Here is a 19,565-nt window from a genome sequence, read left to right as displayed (position 1 = left end):
AAGTTAGTTTAGGCCTAAAATAGTTTTTCGCAGGAGGCAAGCCTGTCGCCGCGCTCAGCCCAGATTGGCGTGCAGACGGTTCAGCATTTCCAGCAGGCGTGTGAACTCGTTCTGCGAGAAGCCCGAGATCACCTGGCGATACAGGGGCGCCGTCAATTTTCGCGCCGCCGCCAGCTTCTCGCGCCCCAGATCGGTCAGGATCACATTGGTGACACGGCCGTCCTGCGCATCCGGCGCACGCTCGACCAGACCCGCCTTCATCATCCGCTCGATGATGCGCATCATCGTCGACAAATGGATGACCGCCGTCTTGGACAACTGGCCGATCGAGCGCGGCGATTCCTCGCCCAGAACCATCAGGACGCGCCATGTCGGGATGTCGATTTCGATGGCCCGAAGCTGCGCCTCGATGATCACATTGTACCGGCTGACAGCTCGGTTCAGCAGGTAGAAGGGGTATGAATCCACACGAAAAGATTCCGAACCCGGATCGCCCAGCGCCCTGGGATCATCCGCCATGTCAAACTGCTCCCGTCATGATGGCCGTCGAATTTTTGTTGCGTTTGCAAGTTTATTGGACAAGGCTTGAGGTCTCACTGGGATAGAGGAGGGCAAGATGTCTACCCCAACGAGCCAAACCCTAAATCAATTCGCCGCAGCAATCGCCACCGGCGACATCCGGGTCATCGACCTGACCCAGACCCTTTCGGAAGACACGCCGACGCTAGTGTTGCCGCCCGAGTTCGGCCAGTGCGCGCCGTTCAGCCGTACCGAAATCTCGCGTTACGACGAGCGTGGCGTCGCCTGGTACTGGAGCAATTTCACCGTCGGCGAACACACCGGCACCCACTTCGACGCGCCGATCCACTGGGTCAGCGGCAAGGACCTGGCGGACAATACGGTCGACACCCTGCCGCCCCAGGACCTGATCGCCCCTGCGGTCGTCATCGACTGCTCGAAAGCGTGCGCCGCCGACGCCGACTTCCTGTTGACGGTCGACCACATCACGGCCTGGGAAGCCGAGCATGGCCGCATCCCGGCCAGAAGCTGGATTCTGTTCCGCACCGACTGGTCCAAGCGCACCGGCGAGGCCTACACCAACCGCCGCGAAGACGGCGCCCACACGCCCGGCCCCTCCCCTGACGCCGTGCGCTTCCTGGTCGAAGACCGAGACGCTCTTGGTTTCGGCGTCGAAACCATCGGCACGGACGCCGGCCAGGCCCACCTGCTGACGCCGCCCTATCCGGCGCACACCCTGTTCCACGCGGCGGGCCGCTATGGCCTGCAATGCCTGGAGAACCTGGACCTGCTGCCGCCGACAGGCGCCGTCATCATCGCCCCGCCGCTGAAGATCCGCGACGGATCAGGCAGTCCTTTGCGCGTTCTGGCGCTCGTCGGAGCCTGAGTTCATGGCCGAGCGTTCGTTCAAGTCCGAGGTCCTGAAGCTGACCGCCTCTGAAGGGGAAACCTTCAGGGGCGAAGGCATCCTGGCCGTCACCAAGGCCCTGCTGCAATCCGGCGTGGCCTATGTCGGCGGCTATCAGGGCTCGCCCATCAGCCACCTGATGGACGTCTTCGCCGACGCAAACGATCTGCTCGAAAGCCTGGGCGTCCACTTTGAGGCCAGCGCGTCGGAGGCCACCGCCGCCGCCATGCTGGCCGCCTCGGTGAACTATCCCCTGCGCGGCGCCGTGGCCTGGAAGTCGGTCGTCGGCACCAATGTCGCCTCTGACGCCCTGTCCAACGTCGCGTCCGGCGGGGTGAAAGGGGGCGCCCTGATCATCGTCGGCGAAGACTATGGCGAAGGCTCTTCGATCATGCAGGAGCGCACCCACGCCTTCGCCATGAAGTCGCAGATGTGGCTTCTGGACCCGCGCCCCAACCTGCCCAGCATCGTCGACATGGTGGAGAAGGGTTTCGAGCTGTCGGAGGCCTCCAACACCCCCGTCATGCTGGAGCTGCGGGTCCGTTCCTGCCACATGACGGGAGAGTTCACCGCCCGCGATAATCGCCGTCCGCCCCTGACCGTGTCCGAGGCGGCGGCGGCCCCGACGCGCGATCTGAACCGCATCGTCCTGCCGCCCGCCAACTTCCTGCATGAAGTCGAGAAGATCGAGAAACGTTGGCCGGCAGGCATCGCCTTCGTCCGCGACAACCATCTGAACGAACTGTTCGGCCCAGAAGAGGGCGACATCGGCGTCATCGTTCAGGGCGGCCTCTACAACAACCTGAACCGCGCGCAGGAGCTGCTGGGCCTGTCCAACGCCTATGGCGACAGCGAACTGCCGATCTACTGCCTGAACGTCGCCTATCCGCTGATCCCGGAAGAGGTCGTCACCTTCTGTCGCGGCAAGAAGGCGGTTCTGGTGCTCGAAGAAGGCCAGCCAGAGTTCATCGAACACGAACTGAACACCCTGGTGCGGCGCGGCGATCTGCAGACCCGCATCGTCGGCAAAGGCGTCATGCCCCGTGCAGGCGAATACACCAGCGACGTCATCCGCAAGGGCCTGAAGAAGTTTCTGGAGGAATGGCGGCCATCCCGCGCCCTGCCCCAGGGCGAACAGGCGCCGCTTGACCCCACGACCGCATCCCAGATTCCGGCACGGCCTGCAGGCTTCTGCACGGGCTGCCCCGAGCGTCCGATCTTCACCGCCATGAAGATGGTCGAACGTGAGATCGGCCCGACCCACGTCTCGGCGGACATCGGCTGCCACCTGTTCTCGATCCTGCCGCCGTTCAACATCGGCAACACCACGATGGGATACCCAAGGACCGCCGGGCCATCGCCGTCATGGGCGACGGCGGCTTCTGGCACAACGGCCTGACCTCGGGGATCGGCAACGCCGTCTTCAATAAGGACGATTCCGTCACCCTGATCGTGGACAATGGCTATTCCGCCGCGACCGGAGGTCAGGACATTCTATCGTCCCGCGCCGACAATCGCGTCCGCAGCACCCGCAACCCCATCGAGAAAGCCGTGCGCGGCATTGGCGTCGACTGGGTTCGCTCGATCAACCGCACCTATGACCTGCGCAAGATGCGCGACGCGTTGAAAGAGGCCCTGACCACCAAGGAGACCGGGCCGAAGGTCATCATCGCCCAGTCCGAATGCATGCTGAACAAGCAGCGGCGTGAAAAGCCGCTGGTGCGCGCCGCTATCAAACAGGGCCGTCGTGTGGTGCGCGAACGCTTCGGCATCGACCCCGACACCTGCACCGGCGACCACAGCTGCATCCGCCTGTCGGGCTGTCCTTCGCTGTCGATCAAGCCGAACCCCGACCCGCTGCGTCAGGACCCCATCGCCCATGTCGACAACAGCTGCGTCGGCTGCGGTCTGTGCGGCGAGGTCAGCCACGCCGCCGTCCTGTGCCCCAGCTTTTATCGCGCTGACATCGTCTCCAATCCCGGCGCATGGGAGCGGTTCACATCGCGCATCCGTCAGGCCGTGATCGGCTTTCTTCAAACCCAGGACAACCGCGCCCGCGCGGCCAGAGCTTTCTGATGACCGACCAAAGACAACGTATCGGCATCGCGATCCTGGCCCTGGGCGGTCAGGGCGGCGGCGTGCTCGCAGACTGGATTCAAGAGGTCGCCCGCGCAGAGGGCTGGCTGGCCCAGGGCACCTCGGTGCCGGGCGTGGCCCAGCGGACCGGCTCGACCGTCTATTATGTCGAACTGGCGCGCCAGACCGAAGAACGCGCGCCGATCATGGCCCAGATGCCTGCCCCCGGCGACGTCGACATCGTCATCGCCTCAGAACTGATGGAGGTCGGTCGCGCCCTGGTCCGCGGCTTCGCCAGCTCGGACCGAACGACCCTGATCGGATCGACGCACCGTATCTACGCCATCTCGGAAAAGTCGGCGATGGGCGATGGTCGCGGCGACGGCGACAAGATCATCGAGGCGGCGCACAAACGCGCCCAACGCTTCATCGGCTTCGACATGGAGGCCGCAACCGATCGCTCCGGCAGCGTCATCAGCTCAATCATGTTCGGCGCTCTGGCGGGCAGCCGCGCCCTGCCCTTCGCGCGCGAAACCTTTGAGGCCGCGATCCGCCACAGCAAGATCGCCGTGGAGAGCAATCTCAAGGGGTTCGACGAAGGCTATCGCGCTGCGCAGGCCCCGGTCGCCCTGCCCGAACAGGTCGACCACGACACCCCGACGCCCTCCACCGACGCCGGACGCGCCCTGTACGCGCGCGTACAGAAGACCCTTCCCCGCCCGGCGCATCGCAATACCCTGCACGGCCTGCATAAACTGCTCGACTATCAGGGTCCGCAATACGGAACCCTCTATCTCGACCGGCTGGAACGGATCGCGAGACTGGACGGACCTGAGGCCCTGATCGTGGAAACCGCCCGTCACCTGGCGCTGTGGATGGCCTATGAAGACACCATCCGCGTCGCCGACCTGAAGACCCGCGCCAGCCGTATCGACCGCGTCCGCACCGAGGTGAAGGTCGGCGACAGTCAGCTGCTGGGAGTGACCGAGTTCATGCACCCGCGCCTTCAGGAAGTCTGCGAAACCCTGCCCGCCGGGCTGGGCCGCACGGTCCTGAAGAATGCAACAGCGCGCCGCATTCTGGAGCCCTTCTTCCGTGAAGGCCGCTATGTGAAGACCAGCAGCCTGCCCTGGTTCCTGGTCCTGCGCACCCTCGCCAGCCTGCGCCCCATTCGCCCCCGCTCCCTGCGCTATGTGGAAGAACAGGCCCGGATCGAGGATTGGCTGGAATGCATCGAACGCGCCGCGTCGACCGATCACGACCTCGCCCTGGAGATCACCCTGTGCCAGCGTCTGATCAAGGGATACGGTGACACCTTCGAACGCGGCCTGAGCAGCTACAACCGCATCATGGCCGTCAGCGCCCGTCCCGACGCCACCGCCCAACAACTGCGCACCCTGCGCGACCTGGCGCTAAGCGACGACCAGGGCGACGCCCTGACCGCCGCCTTGGGCTAAGACGTCGCCGTCACGCCCGTCACCTCGGGAAGCACGCGAAACCTTCGGTCGTGACCCGGTCCAGTTCGGCGCGGTAGCGGGCGTAGTCGGGGTGGTCGGGTCTGATGCGGCCGAACAGGTTGTCGGTTTCGGTCTTCAGGCGCAGCAGAACAAACGGCGCGGCGGCGGGGATCAGTTGTGAACCATGGCCGATCATCAAGGTCGTCAACAGGCCGTAAAGAGCGCCCTGGATCGTGGGGCGGCCCAGGACGGCCAGCCGGTATTGCCCCTCGACATTGGTCACCAGATAGATATGGCCCGACAGGTGGGGCAGTGACACCTTGCCGGTTTGCGAGAACGAACTGTCCATGCGTTCGGACTCGGAAAAGATCAGGCAGCCCTGCTCGGCGTCCCACTGGATCAGGGTTGCATAGGCATAGATATCGCCCGGCGTACCGAACGACGGCCGCAAGGTCAGGTAACGCCCCTCCAGCCAGCGGACCGCATTCTGGGAATAGGCGCCCAGACTTTCGGGCGAGGCGGCCAGGGGATCAGGCGAAGTGACCGCTTGCGTCTTCTGCAGCGGCACCCCCAGTGCCTGCTCCAACCGGATCACCGTGGCCAGGGTAAAGGCGCGTCGGCCGGACAGGGCCTTCTCCAGTGTGGAAATACTGACCCGCGCCATATCCGCCAGGGCCTGACGCGACAGCCGACGCCGCGCCAGTTCTTCGCGAACACGGCGGGCGATCATCTCCGCTTCAGCATCATCCATACGCGCACCACCCAGATTGATGCTGAACTACGCACATTTCCGCACATGGCGTCAATTCAGGGACAGAAGCCCGCACTCCGTGCGGACATTGGCGAAGATGTGCCTCGATTTCGCGTGGCTGTGCGCACCGGTGACTGCCTAGTGAACAGGCTCCACCAAGGAGCATCGCCATGATCCCGCCACCTGCCCGCAGACCACGTTCCGGCTTTCGAGCCGCCTCCCCTGCTGACGACCCGTTCCCCCATCATCGCGCGCGATCGCCGCTAATCGCAGCCCTGTCGGTTCTCATTCTGGCGGTGATGATGTTCGCTCTGGCGCCGCACGCCAACGCCCGCCAGCTGGCGCCGGAAGATGAGGTCACCTCGGGAACCCTGGTCCTGAAAACCCGCAACGGTGCGTCGCCTTCCGCCGTTCAACTGGGCACCGACATGGATGTCACCATCACCGGCCAGACCGCGCGCGTGAAGGTGGTCCAGGCGTTTCGCAACACCAGCCGCGACTGGGTCGAGGCGACCTATCTCTATCCCCTGCCCGAAGACGGCGCCGTCGACAGCCTGAAGATGGTGGTGGGCCAGAGGGTCATCATCGGCCAGATCAACCGCCGCGACGCCGCACGCCAGATCTATGAACAGGCCAAGGCCGATGGCCTGGCCGCAGGTCTGGTCGAGCAGCAGCGCCCCAATATGTTCACCAACCGCGTCGCCAATATCGGCCCCGGCGAGACCGTGCTGATCGAGATCGAATATCAGGCGCCCGTGCGCCGGACCGCTGGCGAATACGGCTTCCGTCTGCCTCTGGTCGTCGGCCCTCGCTATGCGCCGCCCGGCGCCTCTGCCGCCGACGTCACCGCTACAACCGCGCCCGTGCTGAACCCGCGCCGCCATGCCGACATTAATCCCGTCTCCATCACGGTGCATCTGAACCCCGGGTTCGCCGCGACCGGCATCACCAGCCCCTATCACCCGATCCAGATCGCCAATGGCGCCGGATCGACGCGCACCATCACCCTGCGGGACGGCGCCGTACCCGCCAACCGCGATTTCGAGTTGCGCTGGCGCTCGGCTGACACCGTGCCCAGCGTGGAACTGTTCCGTCAGCGCCTGCGGGCCGACGACTATCTGATGGCGCTGATCTCGCCGCCAGTCGCCAACCGCCACCGCACCCCGCCCGCCCGTGAACTGATCTTCGTCATCGACAACAGCGGCTCGATGTCGGGCGACTCGATGCGTCAGGCCAAGGAGAGTCTGAAACTGGCCCTGCGCAGTCTCGCGCCGACCGACCGTTTCAACGTCATCCGCTTTGACGACACCCTGACCGAACTGTTTGACAAGCCGGTCTTCGCCACGCGTGAACAGATCGCGCTTGCCCTGCGCTATGCTGATACGCTCGAAGCCCGCGGCGGCACCGAAATGTTGCCCGCGCTCAGAGCCGCGCTGGTCGACGACACCCCCGGCGACACCCAGCGGGTGCGTCAGGTGATCTTCCTGACTGACGGCTCTATCGAGAATGAAGACCAGATGCTCGCCGCCCTTGGCTCAAGCCGTGGCCGCAGCCGCGTCTTCATGGTCGGCATCGGCAGCGCGCCCAACAGCTTTCTGATGAACCGCATGGCCGAGGTCGGACGCGGCGCCTACACTCACATCGGTAACACCAGCGAAGTCATCACCCATATGACGGACCTGCTGGACCGCCTGACCCGCCCCGTCCTGACCGACCTGCGCATTGTCAGCCACGGCGTCGACGCCCAGTTCGCCCCCGCTGATCTGCCCGACCTCTATGAAGGCGAGCCGCTGGTTCTGTTGGCCCGCACCTCGCAACTGCGCGGCGCGATCACCGTCTCCGGCATGCTGGACGGACGCCCCTGGAGCCGCCGCATCAATCTCAATCAGGCGGTCGAAGGGACGGACGTCGCCAAGCTATGGGCCAAGCGCCGCATCACCGATGTCGAGATCGCCCAGCGCCTGCGCCAGATTACCGACGAGGCCGCCAGCCGCACCATTGCCCAACTGGGGCTCGACTTCTCGATTGTGACCCGTGAGACCAGTCTGGTCGCCGTTGACCACACACCCAGCCGCCCCAAGGGCGCGCGACTGACCGAGGAAGAGCTGCCGCTAAACCTGCCTGCGGGCTGGGATTTCGATCGGATCTTCGGCGCCCCGACTGCCGACGGGGACCAACCGGCCGAAGCCTCTGCGGATGACCCCAGTGTTCCCTTCGACCTGCCCCAGACAGCAACGACGTGGAAACTGTCGCTATGGGCCGGACTGGGCCTCTCCTTGATCGGCGGACTTGGCCTGATCCTGCAGCGTCGTCGGCGGACGCCCGCATGAGTGGACCCGCTCCCGCCAGAGCAAAAGGAGGGCGCCGCTGGCGCGCCCTCCCGACGCTCGCCTTCCTCTCAATCGCCGTTGCGGGTGTTGGACTGGCAGCGCACGGCGCCATCATTCCAGCCAAGGCCGCCCTGGCCCAGGTACTGCTGGATCGCGCGTTTGAAACGTCGCGCTCGACCCATGAACAGGTCAAGGCCTGGCCCTGGGCCGACCACACCCCGGTCGCGCGGATTACCGTCCCGCGCCTGAAGGTCTCCGAAGTGGTGCTGTCCAGCGGTTCCGGCGAGGCGCTTGCGTTTGGTCCGACGCTGATGCCGGGCGGCATGCAGCCTGGCCAACCCGGCACGGCCGTGATCGCGGCACACCGCGACACCCATTTCCGTTTCCTGCAACAGCTTCGGCCCGGTGACGTGGTGACCGTCGAGACCATCGACGGGCGTCGCAGTTCGTTTCGTGTTCAGGGCGGCTATGTCGTCCGCAACGACCGTTTCGGCATCCCCGCCAACGCCCCCACGCCAACCCTCGCCCTCAGCACCTGCTGGCCCTTCAACGCCCAAACGCGCGGCCCATGGCGCTACGTCGTGATAGCCAACAGCATAGCCTGAACCTTGGTTACACTGCACATGCCGGAGTCATTTTGTCTTCCATAATATGCGGAAGCAGATTTTAATCGGCACCTAACACCGCGCTTGATATTTTCAGCACGAGAACAGTTTTCTGAAGTGATGAGAGGCAAAAATCGAACAATCATCCTATGCCAAGTGAATATGATGAGCGAATCCGCCATGATGCTTCTTGCCCACATCAGTGCATCTTCCCCATTCATGACCGCTGCGGTAAAATGCGGCGTTCAAATCTATAACTTGCGCGTGACATGTTTCTTCACTGCCTTGATGCTGAGCCCAGTTCAGCGGCGATCACCGCACAGCTCTGGCGGCATGCGTCAGCGAATAATGATCTCGCGGCGCAGACGCGGCATATTCTGCAAGGCCTTCTTCAGAGTCTCAACGGCCTTACGCCCTTCGACCACACGATCAGTGGCAGGTTAAGCGCTGATCAGCACGAACAAGACGCCGTCGTGCCAGCCGACGCACGAAGCCAAGCACCAGCGACCAGTCCTTTATCAACGCCCCCTTGCCTTCTTAGGCCACGCCTCACACCTCACTGAACGCCAACCATTAACGGGATCTGATAACGCCTGAGTGTCACCGTGAGGCGAAGATAGACGGTCCAGGGAACGGGATGGTCTCTATTCAGTCCGTTTCGGAGAGAGCGTGACTTCCAGCGTCTGATTGCCGCGCGTCAGGCAGACCGAGACGGGGTTGTCCGGCGTCAGCTCGCGCAGGATCTGAGCGTAGTCCCTCAAGTCCATGACGGAGCGCCCGGCGATGGTCATGATGATGTCGCCGGGGTGGAGGCCGGCGTGCGCGGCTGGGACATCGGGTGATGTGATGGCTTCAATGCGAACGCCGGGACCGACATGGTTGAAGTCCGGCATGACGCCGAACGAACTGCGTCGGGGACTGCCAGGGTCAGAAGGCGGCGCCGCCTGCTCGAACACGCCGGGGCGCAAGGTTTCATCCCGCGCGGCCAACTCCCGTGTCAGGGCGACCACGAACCGCTCTATGGCCGCCAGACCTTCGGCGTCGATACGATCCACAGTGTCGCTCGGTCGATGGTAGTCATCATGCCCGCCGGTGAACACCTGAACGGCGGGGATGGACCGGGCAATAAAGCTCTGCTGGTCTGAACCGCCTCCACCGCCCGCGAGCGCCCGGGCGGGAACCTCGCTGTCGCGCGATGCAGCCTCGATCACCAGCGGCCAGTCCGGAGAGGTCGCTGTGCTGAGAACCTGCACAGGCTTGCCGTTCAGTCTGCCGACCATATCCAGATTGATGTTGGCGACGATCCGTCCCGGGATCGCGCCCTGAGCATCCGCCACATAGAAACGGGAGCCGACCGCCCCCTGCTCCTCCCCCGTGAAAGCCGCGAAAACCACGGTGCGCGGCAGAGCGGTGTCAGCTAGAGCCGCAGCCACACCCAACAGAACCGCCACGCCGCTGGCGTTGTCATCCGCACCTGGATGAACACTGCCGCGATCCGCCGCCAGACGCGAATGCTCGCCCAGACCGAGATGATCGTAATGGGCGGAAACCACCACGATCTCGTCCTTCAGTTGGGACGAGCGGCCTGCCAGCACGCCGATGACATTGGCGGCGACGGCAGTCCGCCTCTGCCCCAGGGGCACGGTCAATGGCTGAGCATAGTCGCCATCGGCGCCGCTGGTCTGAAGACGCAGGGCGTGAAAGGCGTCGATCAGGTGATCGCGCACCTGATCGTGTCCGGTCTCGCCGGGCAAGCGACCTGCGCGGGCTTCATCCGACAACCAGCGCACCTGCTCCAGAAGACGCTCTGCCGCTCCGACCTGCGCCTGCGCCCGGCCACTGGGAACTATGACCGCCATGACCAGCACGGCTGCAGCCGCCATTGCCCCCCGCCACCTCATCGCCGTCAGCGCCCGGCGGAGGCGCGTTGGACCGGCTGACGACGGTCCAGTTGGTCAGGATCGCCGACGACCTTGGCCCCCCAGTCCGCGCCAAAAGCCTGTCGACTACGCGGTCCGATGTTCAGCGACGACACATCCTGCACAAAGGTCGCCAACCCACGCTGGCCGTCCTTGTCCACGGCGAAGCGGGCGAACAGAAGCTTGGTCCCGTCAGGAGATATCGACGGGAAGCCATTGAAGCCCGGAGCAAAGGTCAGACGACGCGGCACACCCCCAGCGAAATCCCCCAGATAGATAGCCCAGTTCTGGGCATCAAGCGCCTGAACATAGACATAGTGACGACCATCCGGCGCGGGGAACGGCGCCCAGTGCATGCCGTCGCCGCTGGTGTGACGACGCAGGTCCGTGCCATCCTTGCGGATTGTGAACAGGGTCATAGGAGTGGGGCGCACCTGACCGAACTCGCTTTTCTTCCAGGCCCGAAGCAGAATGCGGTCGCTGTCCGGAAGGAAGAAGGCGCCGCCCTCCTGCCATTCGTTCGTGAAGGTGATCTGGCGCTGGTCGCCGCCTTCTGAATTCGCCGTCCACAGGTCGACTTTGCCGTCGATCTGACGCGCGAACAGGACCGTCTTGCCGTCTGGCGCGACCGAAACCTCAGCGTCATAATACTCGTTGTTCGTGATCCGACGCACGTTTCCGCCTGTCAGATCAGAGATGTAGATTTCAGCCCCACGCGGATAGTCCTTCTCATTGGACCAGTCGCCTGCAGGCAGATCCGTCCGGTCCCGCGTCGAGGTCCAGATCAGACGCTTGCCGTCCGGGAAGAAGAAGGAGCAGGCGTCCTGACCGCGATCATTGATCCGGCGCACGTCCGTGCCCTCGTCTGTGAAGGTGTAGGTCAGCGAACCCAGACCGCGCGACGTGCGGCCGGCGATCGGGTCCTGCGTCTGGGCGATGATGTGGAAACTGTCGGGACCATAATAGGCCTCAGCTGCAAACGGGATGTTGGGAATACGCCGGGTCGGCAGTTCACCCTCTACGCCGTCATTCCATTCCAACACGATAGTTCTGTGCAGCGCGGCCGCAGGTTCGAACGGAGCCGGAGCGACACTGCAACTGGCGGCCAGCGCCGCCGCCATCAGCACCGCGAGCGAGGAAACGGTTGAGAACTTCATGAGGGTTTTGATCCGTTCTGGGATGAAGGCACGCCCGTAGGCGGCAGGAAGCGCCTGTCGGTCAGGGCGTGCAGGAAGGCTTCCAGGTCCTGCTTTTCCTGTTCGGTCAGGTTCAGGCGGGCATCGAGCAGTGGGTCGCGATTAATGCTGGCGATGCCGAACTGCGAAGGATCGTCATAGTAGTCGATGACTTCGCGCAGGGTCGCGAACATGCCGTTGTGCATGTAGGGCGCTGTAACGGCGACGTTGCGAAGGCCCGGCACGACGAACAGCCCACGATCCGCCGGATCGCCGGTAACGGCTTCCCGCCCGTGATCGTTCAGGCGCCCGCCGTCATACAGGCCGATATTGCGCGCACGGGGTGAGTTGAAGTCTTCACCATGATGGCAGCTGAGGCATAAGGCCTTGCCACGAAACAGGTCGCGGCCTCGCATGGCGGCAGGCGACAGAGTTGTGCGATCACCGCCCAGATATCGGTCATAGGCGGAATCGGCAGTCTCCAGCCTACGCTGGAACGCAGCCAGCGCCTCGGCTAGCGCCGCCGCATCCGGCGCACGTCCGAAGATGGACCGGAACCAGACCGAATAGTCAGGATGCGCCGTCAGACGCCGCACGGCCTCATCAATCGACAGGTTCATCTCTTCGGGATTGATGATCGGTTGCAGCGCCTGTTCTTCCAGCGTCGCCGCCCGACCATCCCAAAAGAAGCCGCCGACACGGCCACGGACATTCATCACCGACGGCACGTTGCGGTGGGTCAGATGACCGTCGATGCCGGGGCTGAAGGCGACCGTATCGGCATAGGCGTGCTGCGGCTTGTGACAGCCCGCGCAGCTAATCCTGCGATCACGAGACAGGATCGGATCATGAAACAGGCGTGCGCCAAGGGCCGCCTGATCAGCGGGCGGACGCTCCGCCGCCGTCAGGGGCTCCGGGTTCATTACAGAGAAAACCGCCACGCCCGCCAGTGCGGTCGCCAGCAAAACCAGAAGCTTGCTCACGCCTCAGCCCTGTGGCCCAGATGGAACCCCAGCCTGGGCTACACTGACGGGTTCATTCAGCAGGGCGTCGACCGTGGCGTTGAAGCGGGCCACGAACGCCTCATAATGGACGCCTGTATCGGGGCTGGAGAAACCCGAATGAATGGCCCTGACGCGGCCCTGACGGTCCAGAAACAGCAGGGTCGGATAGGCGTTCACGGCGCTGAGCTGCGGGAAATGCGCGCCAGCCGCCACCTTGTCCTGACCGCCGCCGTAAAGCAGCGTGTGCTCCACGTCCAGCTCGCGCCGATAGGCTTCCAGCGCAGGTCGTGCGGCGTCCAGTTCGCTGGCGACCTCGAACGCAGCCGAAACCACCTCGACGCCGCGCCCCAGGTTCTTCCCGCGCCAGTCGGTCAAGAAGCGGCTTTCGTCGATCGAGTTCGGGCACCAACTGCCGAGTATCTGCAGCACCACCACCTTGCCACGGAAACGCGGGTCGGAAAGGGCGGTCTGGCGTCCCGTCACATCCGGCAGAATCAGATCTAGCGGCGTTGCGCTGTCTCGGATCTCCGTCACGGTGAAGGGATCAGGCAGAGCGATGGCGTCATCCTTCGCGCCGGTGAACTTCAGCGTGACAAAGGCGCCGAACGACAGCGATCCATCCAGCGTTCCGTCGGGCTTGACCTTGGCCCGCAGGTAGACCGGCGCAGGACCGGTGAAGGTTGACAGGAACAGCTCGTCCCCGACGATATTGCCCTGTAGGCGCCGTGAATCCCCGACGACGGTTAGCAGGACGCCGGTCACCCGGTCGCCATCCTGACGCAATTCCGCGACCTGATGCGGCGCAGGGCGTTTGGAGACGACATCAATACGCCAGGCGCCGTTGACGTTGACCGGAGCGCGGGCGGTCGAGACGGCGAACCGGTCGGTCCGCCCATGACCGGCGGTGAACGGCAGGTCGAACGCCTGCCGGTTCGAGGCCAGATTGCGGAACGATCCGGTCCAGTTCTCACTGTCCGCACCGGGCCGCAGCACCAGTTCGGAACTGAAGGTGCCCAGCACAGCCCCCCATTCGCCGTTCGGCCGCTGGGTCAGTTCATAATCGTCGTGGCGGTCGCCGTTTACCAGGGTCAGGGTGCGCCTGGCTCCCTTGCCTGCGATCTCGAAATTGAACGGAACAGGATCTTCGTTGATCCGCAGTTCTCCGCGCCACGAGCCGTCGGGCGGCGTCTGCGCGGCGGCGAAGCCAGTGGAGATCAGAGCGGCGGCCAGGGCCAGACCCGATGCGAACTTGAAGTGCATCATCCCCTCCCTAGAACCGGACGCGCAGGGTTGCGCCGACACTGCGAAGGTCGCCGTAGCTGACGGTGTAGCGCCACGGGAAGATCGTGCTGGTCGTCGATGTCGTGCCGTTGATGGTGTTGTTGAACGCCACCTCCCGATAGGCTGCCACCGGCTTGCGGTCGTTGAGCAGATTGGTCGCCCAGAGCTCAAGCGTGTAGCGCCCGGCCTCCAGCCCTGTCCTGAGATTGACCAGAGTGCGTTCCGGGATCCAGCTGTCGTTGTCAGGACCGATATATTGTTTGCTCTGATACGAGACGTCAGGCCGGACGAAATATTCAACATCGCCGAAAGCATGGCGCTGCCAGTTCAGGCGGGCGTTGAACTGCCATTCCGACTGGCGTGGCAGCCGTTGGCCAGAGATGTTTCCGTTTGGTTTGAACGCGGCGAAGTTCTTGAATCCATCCATCTGGGCGTCGCCGAACCGCGCATCCGTATAGGAGCCGCCGACAAGCGCCGTCAGACCTTCGAGCAACGAGACACGGACAGAACCTTCGACCCCCTTCGAAACCGCGTCGCCAGCATTGACCTTCAGCACTATGGGCGGAGTGAAGGACACATCGGTCTGGGGCAGGACGATGTCGGTCCAGTCGATGTAGAAGGCCGACACATCAGCCGCGACCCGCCCGTTAGCGAACAGGCCCTTCAGGCCCAGTTCGTAGCTCCAGTTCGTTTCCGGGTCATAGGGCCGATAGACAAAAGAGCCCGTATTGGTGCTGCTGGAGAAGCCGCCGCTCTTTACGCCCTTCGCTGCTGAGGCATAGACTAGCAGATTGTCGGATGCGCGGTAGTCTAGGCTAAAGCGCGGAGTCACGAACTCCCAGTCGCCCTTGCCCCGGTTGCCATCCAGATTGTCAAAGAACGAGCGTTTTTCATGGGTGTAGCGCAGCTCAACGCGCCCTGTCAGACGATGCCCCAGGTCGCCTTCGACATGACCGAACAGGGCCAGGCTCTGTGAACGGTCGATGGAGTATTCGTTCGGATTGAGGCCATCGCCGGGACCGAACCAGGTCCCGAAGATGCCGTTGCCGATGGAGATGAAGAAGGGCACGCCCGGCACGCGCGGATAAAGACCCAAACTGTTGGCTGGCAGCGGACTGACCGCCTTCACTCCGCCCCCGCCCGCCTTCTGATGCGCACGGCCGTAATAAAGGCCGACCGAACCCCGCAAGGGACGATCAACGGGGGTGGTGAAGCGGAACTCTTGGCTGAAGTCCTCCGTCTCCTTGGGCGCATTGGGCTGCAGCAGGCCGGTGTAGAAGGTCGCCGGACCAGACGCCGTCTGATAGACGAAGGGCGTCGAAGCGTCCCCGCCGTTGCGCGCAAGATCCTGCACCGCATAGTGGCTGACCCACGAATAGCCGGTCAGGGCTGTCAGCGTCCCGTAATCCGTATCCCATGTGACATTCAGTTGCGCGCGCTTCAGTTCGCGGCGGTCGCCTATGGCGCCGGACAGCACACGTCGGTCACGCCCGCTCAGCGAGGGCAGTTCTCCGCGCCAGTTCAGCGGCTTGCCGTTGGCGTCAAACTCGGTGTCGGCCAGGATCGCCTGTTGCGGCCTCTCGTCCAGCGCATCGCGCGAATAATCGGCCGAGGCGATGACATCCAGATTGTCTGACGGCCGCAGACGAAGCGCGCCAGACACGCTCTTGTAGTTATGGCCGCCGACATCGCCGCCGCCGCTGGGGTTCACATTCCGGTACGAACCGTCCCAGTCGCTCTGATTGACGGCCAGCCGTCCTGACAGAAGGTTCGGGACCAGCGGACCTGATACGGCCAGAGTGGAGGCGAAACGATTGTTGTCGCCGACGGTCACCTCGGCATTGGCGCGGAAATCATCCGTAGGCTTGATGGTGACGATGTTGATCGCACCGCTGAAGCTGTTGCCGCCGTAGAGGGCGCTCTGCGGCCCCTTCACAACCTCGATACGTTCGACATCCAGTTGATTAAAGCCCAGTGCGCGGCGGGCGGGCACCAGAACGCCATCCACAAAGATCGCCGTATTAGGTTCGCTGTCGGTCAGATTAACCTGAGATATGCCCCGCACCACCGGCGTGGGCAGAAAGCCGCCGGAGTAGTTGGCGAAGGTCAGCCCTGGCGTCTGCTGGGCGATGGCGTCCAGCGAGGTGATGCCGAAGCCCTTGATCTCCTGCTGACTGAAGGCGGTGACGGCCAGCGGCACCTGCAGCAGACTCTCCTCCTGACGGCGCGCGGTGACGACGATGTCCGCCAATCCGGCGACTTCGCCCTGCGTCGTCGGCTTCTGTTCCTGCGCCTGTGCGCCCGTGGTTATAGAAAATGCGGCTGCGCCAACGCCCGCCAACCAGGCGATGCGCCAGGTTCGGCTGAAATGAATGCTCATGGATCCCCCAGGAAACCGGCGCGCCCCAGTTCCGTCGCGCCGTCTTCATCTTGGGTAGAGCGTCAGCCGCCCCTCAATCCATGCAGTTCGATAGCGTTGTTGTTTAGGAAAAATCGCAAAATACACCAACGCCAGCCCCTCAAGGGAGGTCAAATTGACGGGACTTGAACATTCAACTACGAACCACAAAACCAAAATAAACAAACTACAACATTCACGCATCCATGATGATGGAGTCAACATATCAAATAAATTATTACTCTATACTTTGAACTTTAATGTTAAATTTTCAACATTAATTGATAATGGAAATTTCCTTATTATAAAATAATTCCAAAAATTTGAACATTGCACGTTATCAAAAAAACCGACCCGCCCGCAGGGGCGGGCAGGACGGTCGCCAGCGACAAATGGCAGTTACTTAAAGAACAAACGCGCCAGTTGGTCGGGGAGCTCACCCAGGTCGGAATCGGTCAGATTGGTCTGCATCGCGAAAACCGCCTTACGATCAGGATAGACAATCAGCATGGAGTTCCCGCCGACGGACGAACCTCCATGGGAATAAGTACGTTCACCGTTCTTTACGCCGACTGACCAGTTCATGCCGTAGCCGGTCGGTTTTCCGTCCGACGTATGCTGCTCGGTCACAAGCTCATTCAGGGTCGCCGCCGAATAGAAGCCAGGCGCCAGCATTGCATTTCCGAACGTCACCATATCGTTTGGCGTCGTCAGATAACCGCCCGACGGGAACTTGTTGGTGTTGTCCGCATAGGGAGCATTCAAAAGGACGCCACGCCCCCCCTCGCCCTGCCCCCAGGAGGTTTCGCGGATACGATAGGTGGGACGTCCCGAGGTCCGCTCATAATAGCGCGTACGGTTAGGAATGATGGCGTCATTCCAGTCAGGAGTGGTCGAGACCATCCCCAGCGGGCCAAAGACCAATTCCTGCATCAAAACCGGAAAAGGCTTACCGCCCGCAGCCTGTGTCATGGCGCCCTGCAGGTTGGTGCCCGGGCTGGAGTAGGAATAAGTCGCGCCCGGCTCAGCGATGAGAGGATCGTTCTTGAACGTCTCCACATACTGCAGAACATTGTCGTACTGGGTCGGATTGAAGAAATCATCCGTACCGATGCGATAGTGACGCAAACCACCCAACATGCCGGCCAACATGCGGAAGGTGATGGGGCGGCTGTGAACGGGGAAGTCAGGCACCAGATCCTGAACAACAGCATCGAAATTCAGTTTGCCCTGATCATGCAGGACAGCTGCGGCTGCCATGCTCATCGGTTTGGCGGTGCTGCCCGAACGGAAACGGGTCGACGGCGTGACCGCCACGCCCTGCTCGACATCAGCGAGGCCAAACCCTTCAGACCATATCAGACGACCATTGACGGACATGGAGACAGAAGCGCCTGGAACCCCACGCTTGGTCATGAACTCGGCGACAAGACGCCGCCCTTCAACGATCGCATCTCCATAGGCCGGAACCGTGGCCTCGACATGTGTGCCATAAGGCCCTGCATGGGCGAGAGGCAGAGGTTGGGTGGCCTGAGCTGTGGCGATAGCCGGCAGACCGATCAGGGCGGCTGCAGCAAACCATGCGGCTGGGTTACGACGGGCATATAGGGCGGGCATGACGTTCTCTCTCTATGCTGGCCGCCGTTTCAGGCTAGCGGCTCTGGTTACGACTATGCGGTGATCAGGCGGCGAAGGGGAACAGGCCCAACATCAGGGCGGCGGTCATCAGCAGCAGGCAGATCAACACCGCCCACAGCATGGTGAACTTCTGATGCTCTCCGAACTCCACGCCCGCGAGCCCCACCAGAAGATAGGTCGAAGGAACGAGCGGGCTGAGCAGATGCACAGGCTGCCCGATCAACGAAGCGCGCGCCATTTCGACGGGCGTGACGCCATAGGCGCCCGCCGCCTCCGATACGACCGGCAGCACCCCAAAGTAGAAGGCGTCGTTCGACATGAAGAAGGTGAAGGGCATGCTCACCAGAGCTGTGATGGGCGCAAGATAAGGCCCCGCCTGCGCCGGAATCACGGCGATCAGGCTCTGGGACATGGCGGTCACCATGCCGGTTCCCGAAAGAATGCCTGTGAAAACGCCAGCCGCAAAAATCAGGGAAACGACGGCGATGACATTCCTGGCGTGCTCCGAAATGCGCTGCCGTTGCTCCTCAAGCTTTGGATAGTTGATGAGTAGAGCGATGGAGAAGGCGGCCATGAACAGCACCGGCAAAGGCATGACGCCCAGGATCAGACAGACCATCAGCACTGTCGTCAGAAGAGCATTCACCCACAGCAGGCGCGGGCGGCGCAGATTGGACGTCTGCACAGCGCCTGCCGCAAGACCACCGCCCGCAGCGACCGTTTCCGCACTATCACCCGTCAGAAACTGGGCATCGAAACCGAGTGGAGCAGGCGCCAGTCGGACATATCCCAGCCTGCGGCGCTCCGCCCGCCCCAGCCAGAGAGCAATGGCGAAAACACCCAAAACCCCAATCGTCATGGCCGGGATCATGGGGACGAAAACCTCAGCGGGGTCGATGTGAAGCGCGCTCGCCGCCCGCGCCAGAGGCCCTCCCCACGGCGTCAGGTTCATGACGCCGCTGGCCAGTATAGTCACGCAGGTCAACTTGAGCGGATTCATGCCAAGCCGTTTGTAGAGCGGCAGCATGGAGGCGATACAGATCATGTAGGTCGTCGATCCATCACCATCGAGCGAAACGAAGGCGGCCAGAATGGCCGACCCTAAAACGATCTTCAGAGGATCATTTCCCACAAGCTTCAGAATCTGACGCACGACCGGATCAAACAGACCGGCATCGATCATCAAGCCGAAGTAGAGAATCGCGAACATCAGCATGACCCCGGTCGGTGCCAGCTTGATGATCCCCTCCAGCATCATCTTGCCCAATTCTTGCCCGCCAAAACCGGCCAGAAGCGCAAAGACAATGGGAACAAGCGTCAAGGCGACCAGAGGCGATAGACGTCGCATCATGATCAGGGCCATAAATGTGGCCACCATGCCGAAACCCAGCAAGGTCAGGATCACACTACTATCGGTCACTCACGTCGCCTCCCCGTTTCCAGAAAAGCGATCCGTGCGACCCCTCCCCTGTTTCGTTCTCGGGCGCAGACAACCGCGCCTCATT

General features: G+C 62.9%; 15 protein-coding genes. 6 read left to right on the top strand and 9 right to left on the bottom strand.

Annotated elements, in window-relative coordinates:
* Positions 1-54 precede the first annotated feature (54 nt).
* Positions 55-519 carry a MarR family winged helix-turn-helix transcriptional regulator gene (locus tag QZ281_RS01070; RefSeq protein WP_201101182.1) on the bottom strand — a complete coding sequence of 155 codons (465 nt, stop codon included), beginning with the start codon at positions 517-519 and terminating at the stop codon, positions 55-57.
* Positions 520-616: 97 nt separating this feature from the next.
* On the opposite strand from QZ281_RS01070, the gene QZ281_RS01065 reads away from it, so the two are divergent.
* From QZ281_RS01065 to QZ281_RS01050, 4 genes are read left to right on the top strand one after another with little or no spacing between them, the layout of a single operon-like run.
* Positions 617-1,405, top strand: a complete 789-nt coding sequence (locus tag QZ281_RS01065; RefSeq protein ID WP_292223636.1) for a cyclase family protein — start codon at positions 617-619, stop codon at positions 1,403-1,405.
* Positions 1,406-1,409: 4 nt separating this feature from the next.
* Entirely contained in the window at positions 1,410-2,825 is a 1,416-nt protein-coding gene (locus tag QZ281_RS01060; protein ID WP_292223633.1) for a hypothetical protein, read from the top strand.
* Entirely contained in the window at positions 2,792-3,502 is a 711-nt protein-coding gene (locus QZ281_RS01055; protein WP_292223630.1) for a thiamine pyrophosphate-dependent enzyme, read from the top strand. The genes QZ281_RS01060 and QZ281_RS01055 overlap by 34 nt, the downstream gene beginning before the upstream one ends.
* A complete protein-coding gene (locus tag QZ281_RS01050; RefSeq protein WP_292223626.1) occupies positions 3,502-4,959 on the top strand; it encodes an indolepyruvate oxidoreductase subunit beta family protein in 1,458 nt (485 codons plus the stop codon). The genes QZ281_RS01055 and QZ281_RS01050 overlap by 1 nt, the downstream gene beginning before the upstream one ends.
* A 19-nt stretch (positions 4,960-4,978) precedes the next feature.
* Here QZ281_RS01050 and QZ281_RS01045 read toward each other — a convergent pair whose 3' ends face one another.
* Positions 4,979-5,710 (bottom strand): helix-turn-helix transcriptional regulator, encoded by a 732-nt coding sequence (locus QZ281_RS01045; protein ID WP_292223623.1) that lies wholly within the window; start codon positions 5,708-5,710, stop codon positions 4,979-4,981.
* A 170-nt stretch (positions 5,711-5,880) separates the two neighbouring features.
* On the opposite strand from QZ281_RS01045, the gene QZ281_RS01040 reads away from it, so the two are divergent.
* Both QZ281_RS01040 and QZ281_RS01035 read left to right on the top strand, forming a co-directional pair.
* Complete coding sequence (locus QZ281_RS01040) at positions 5,881-8,040, top strand: marine proteobacterial sortase target protein (protein WP_292223619.1); 2,160 nt, start codon at positions 5,881-5,883, stop codon at positions 8,038-8,040.
* On the top strand, positions 8,037-8,645 hold the full coding sequence (locus QZ281_RS01035; protein WP_292223616.1) for a class GN sortase: 609 nt from the start codon (positions 8,037-8,039) through the stop codon (positions 8,643-8,645). Before QZ281_RS01040 ends, QZ281_RS01035 begins: the two co-directional genes overlap by 4 nt.
* 644 nt (positions 8,646-9,289) lie before the next feature.
* Here QZ281_RS01035 and QZ281_RS01030 read toward each other — a convergent pair.
* From QZ281_RS01030 to QZ281_RS01000, 7 genes are all read right to left on the bottom strand, one after another.
* Positions 9,290-10,528 carry a M20/M25/M40 family metallo-hydrolase gene (locus QZ281_RS01030; protein ID WP_292223613.1) on the bottom strand — a complete coding sequence of 413 codons (1,239 nt, stop codon included), beginning with the start codon at positions 10,526-10,528 and terminating at the stop codon, positions 9,290-9,292.
* A 23-nt stretch (positions 10,529-10,551) separates the two neighbouring features.
* Positions 10,552-11,721, bottom strand: a complete 1,170-nt coding sequence (locus QZ281_RS01025; protein ID WP_292223610.1) for a hypothetical protein — start codon at positions 11,719-11,721, stop codon at positions 10,552-10,554.
* Complete coding sequence (locus QZ281_RS01020) at positions 11,718-12,722, bottom strand: cytochrome c peroxidase (RefSeq protein WP_292223607.1); 1,005 nt, start codon at positions 12,720-12,722, stop codon at positions 11,718-11,720. Before QZ281_RS01020 ends, QZ281_RS01025 begins: the two co-directional genes overlap by 4 nt.
* A 3-nt stretch (positions 12,723-12,725) precedes the next feature.
* Complete coding sequence (locus tag QZ281_RS01015) at positions 12,726-14,003, bottom strand: TlpA disulfide reductase family protein (protein WP_292223603.1); 1,278 nt, start codon at positions 14,001-14,003, stop codon at positions 12,726-12,728.
* Positions 14,004-14,013: 10 nt separating this feature from the next.
* Positions 14,014-16,404: a TonB-dependent receptor gene (locus QZ281_RS01010; RefSeq protein ID WP_292223601.1), complete on the bottom strand. Its 2,391-nt coding sequence runs from the start codon at positions 16,402-16,404 to the stop codon at positions 14,014-14,016.
* A gap of 417 nt (positions 16,405-16,821) precedes the next feature.
* On the bottom strand, positions 16,822-18,039 hold the full coding sequence (locus QZ281_RS01005; protein ID WP_292223599.1) for a serine hydrolase domain-containing protein: 1,218 nt from the start codon (positions 18,037-18,039) through the stop codon (positions 16,822-16,824).
* A 64-nt stretch (positions 18,040-18,103) separates the two neighbouring features.
* Positions 18,104-19,480 carry a CitMHS family transporter gene (locus QZ281_RS01000; RefSeq protein WP_292223596.1) on the bottom strand — a complete coding sequence of 459 codons (1,377 nt, stop codon included), beginning with the start codon at positions 19,478-19,480 and terminating at the stop codon, positions 18,104-18,106.
* Positions 19,481-19,565: the final 85 nt, after the last annotated feature.

It is taken from the genome of Brevundimonas sp. (genome assembly GCF_018608325.1).
GTDB lineage: Bacteria > Pseudomonadota > Alphaproteobacteria > Caulobacterales > Caulobacteraceae > Brevundimonas.
Note: the sequence above shows the minus strand (reverse complement) of the source record. Positions and strands in the feature narration are given on the sequence as shown.

What these genes read in the sequence shown, in the direction of transcription:
- QZ281_RS01070 (WP_201101182.1), bottom strand. Translation starts at nt 519, where the DNA reads ATGGCGGATGATCCCAGGGCGCTGGGCGATCCGGGTTCGGAATCTTTT.
- QZ281_RS01065 (WP_292223636.1), top strand. Translation starts at nt 617, where the DNA reads ATGTCTACCCCAACGAGCCAAACCCTAAATCAATTCGCCGCAGCAATC.
- QZ281_RS01060 (WP_292223633.1), top strand. Translation starts at nt 1,410, where the DNA reads ATGGCCGAGCGTTCGTTCAAGTCCGAGGTCCTGAAGCTGACCGCCTCT.
- QZ281_RS01055 (WP_292223630.1), top strand. Translation starts at nt 2,792, where the DNA reads ATGGGCGACGGCGGCTTCTGGCACAACGGCCTGACCTCGGGGATCGGC.
- QZ281_RS01050 (WP_292223626.1), top strand. Translation starts at nt 3,502, where the DNA reads ATGACCGACCAAAGACAACGTATCGGCATCGCGATCCTGGCCCTGGGC.
- QZ281_RS01045 (WP_292223623.1), bottom strand. Translation starts at nt 5,710, where the DNA reads ATGGATGATGCTGAAGCGGAGATGATCGCCCGCCGTGTTCGCGAAGAA.
- QZ281_RS01040 (WP_292223619.1), top strand. Translation starts at nt 5,881, where the DNA reads ATGATCCCGCCACCTGCCCGCAGACCACGTTCCGGCTTTCGAGCCGCC.
- QZ281_RS01035 (WP_292223616.1), top strand. Translation starts at nt 8,037, where the DNA reads ATGAGTGGACCCGCTCCCGCCAGAGCAAAAGGAGGGCGCCGCTGGCGC.
- QZ281_RS01030 (WP_292223613.1), bottom strand. Translation starts at nt 10,528, where the DNA reads ATGGCGGCTGCAGCCGTGCTGGTCATGGCGGTCATAGTTCCCAGTGGC.
- QZ281_RS01025 (WP_292223610.1), bottom strand. Translation starts at nt 11,721, where the DNA reads ATGAAGTTCTCAACCGTTTCCTCGCTCGCGGTGCTGATGGCGGCGGCG.
- QZ281_RS01015 (WP_292223603.1), bottom strand. Translation starts at nt 14,003, where the DNA reads ATGCACTTCAAGTTCGCATCGGGTCTGGCCCTGGCCGCCGCTCTGATC.
- QZ281_RS01010 (WP_292223601.1), bottom strand. Translation starts at nt 16,404, where the DNA reads ATGAGCATTCATTTCAGCCGAACCTGGCGCATCGCCTGGTTGGCGGGC.
- QZ281_RS01005 (WP_292223599.1), bottom strand. Translation starts at nt 18,039, where the DNA reads ATGCCCGCCCTATATGCCCGTCGTAACCCAGCCGCATGGTTTGCTGCA.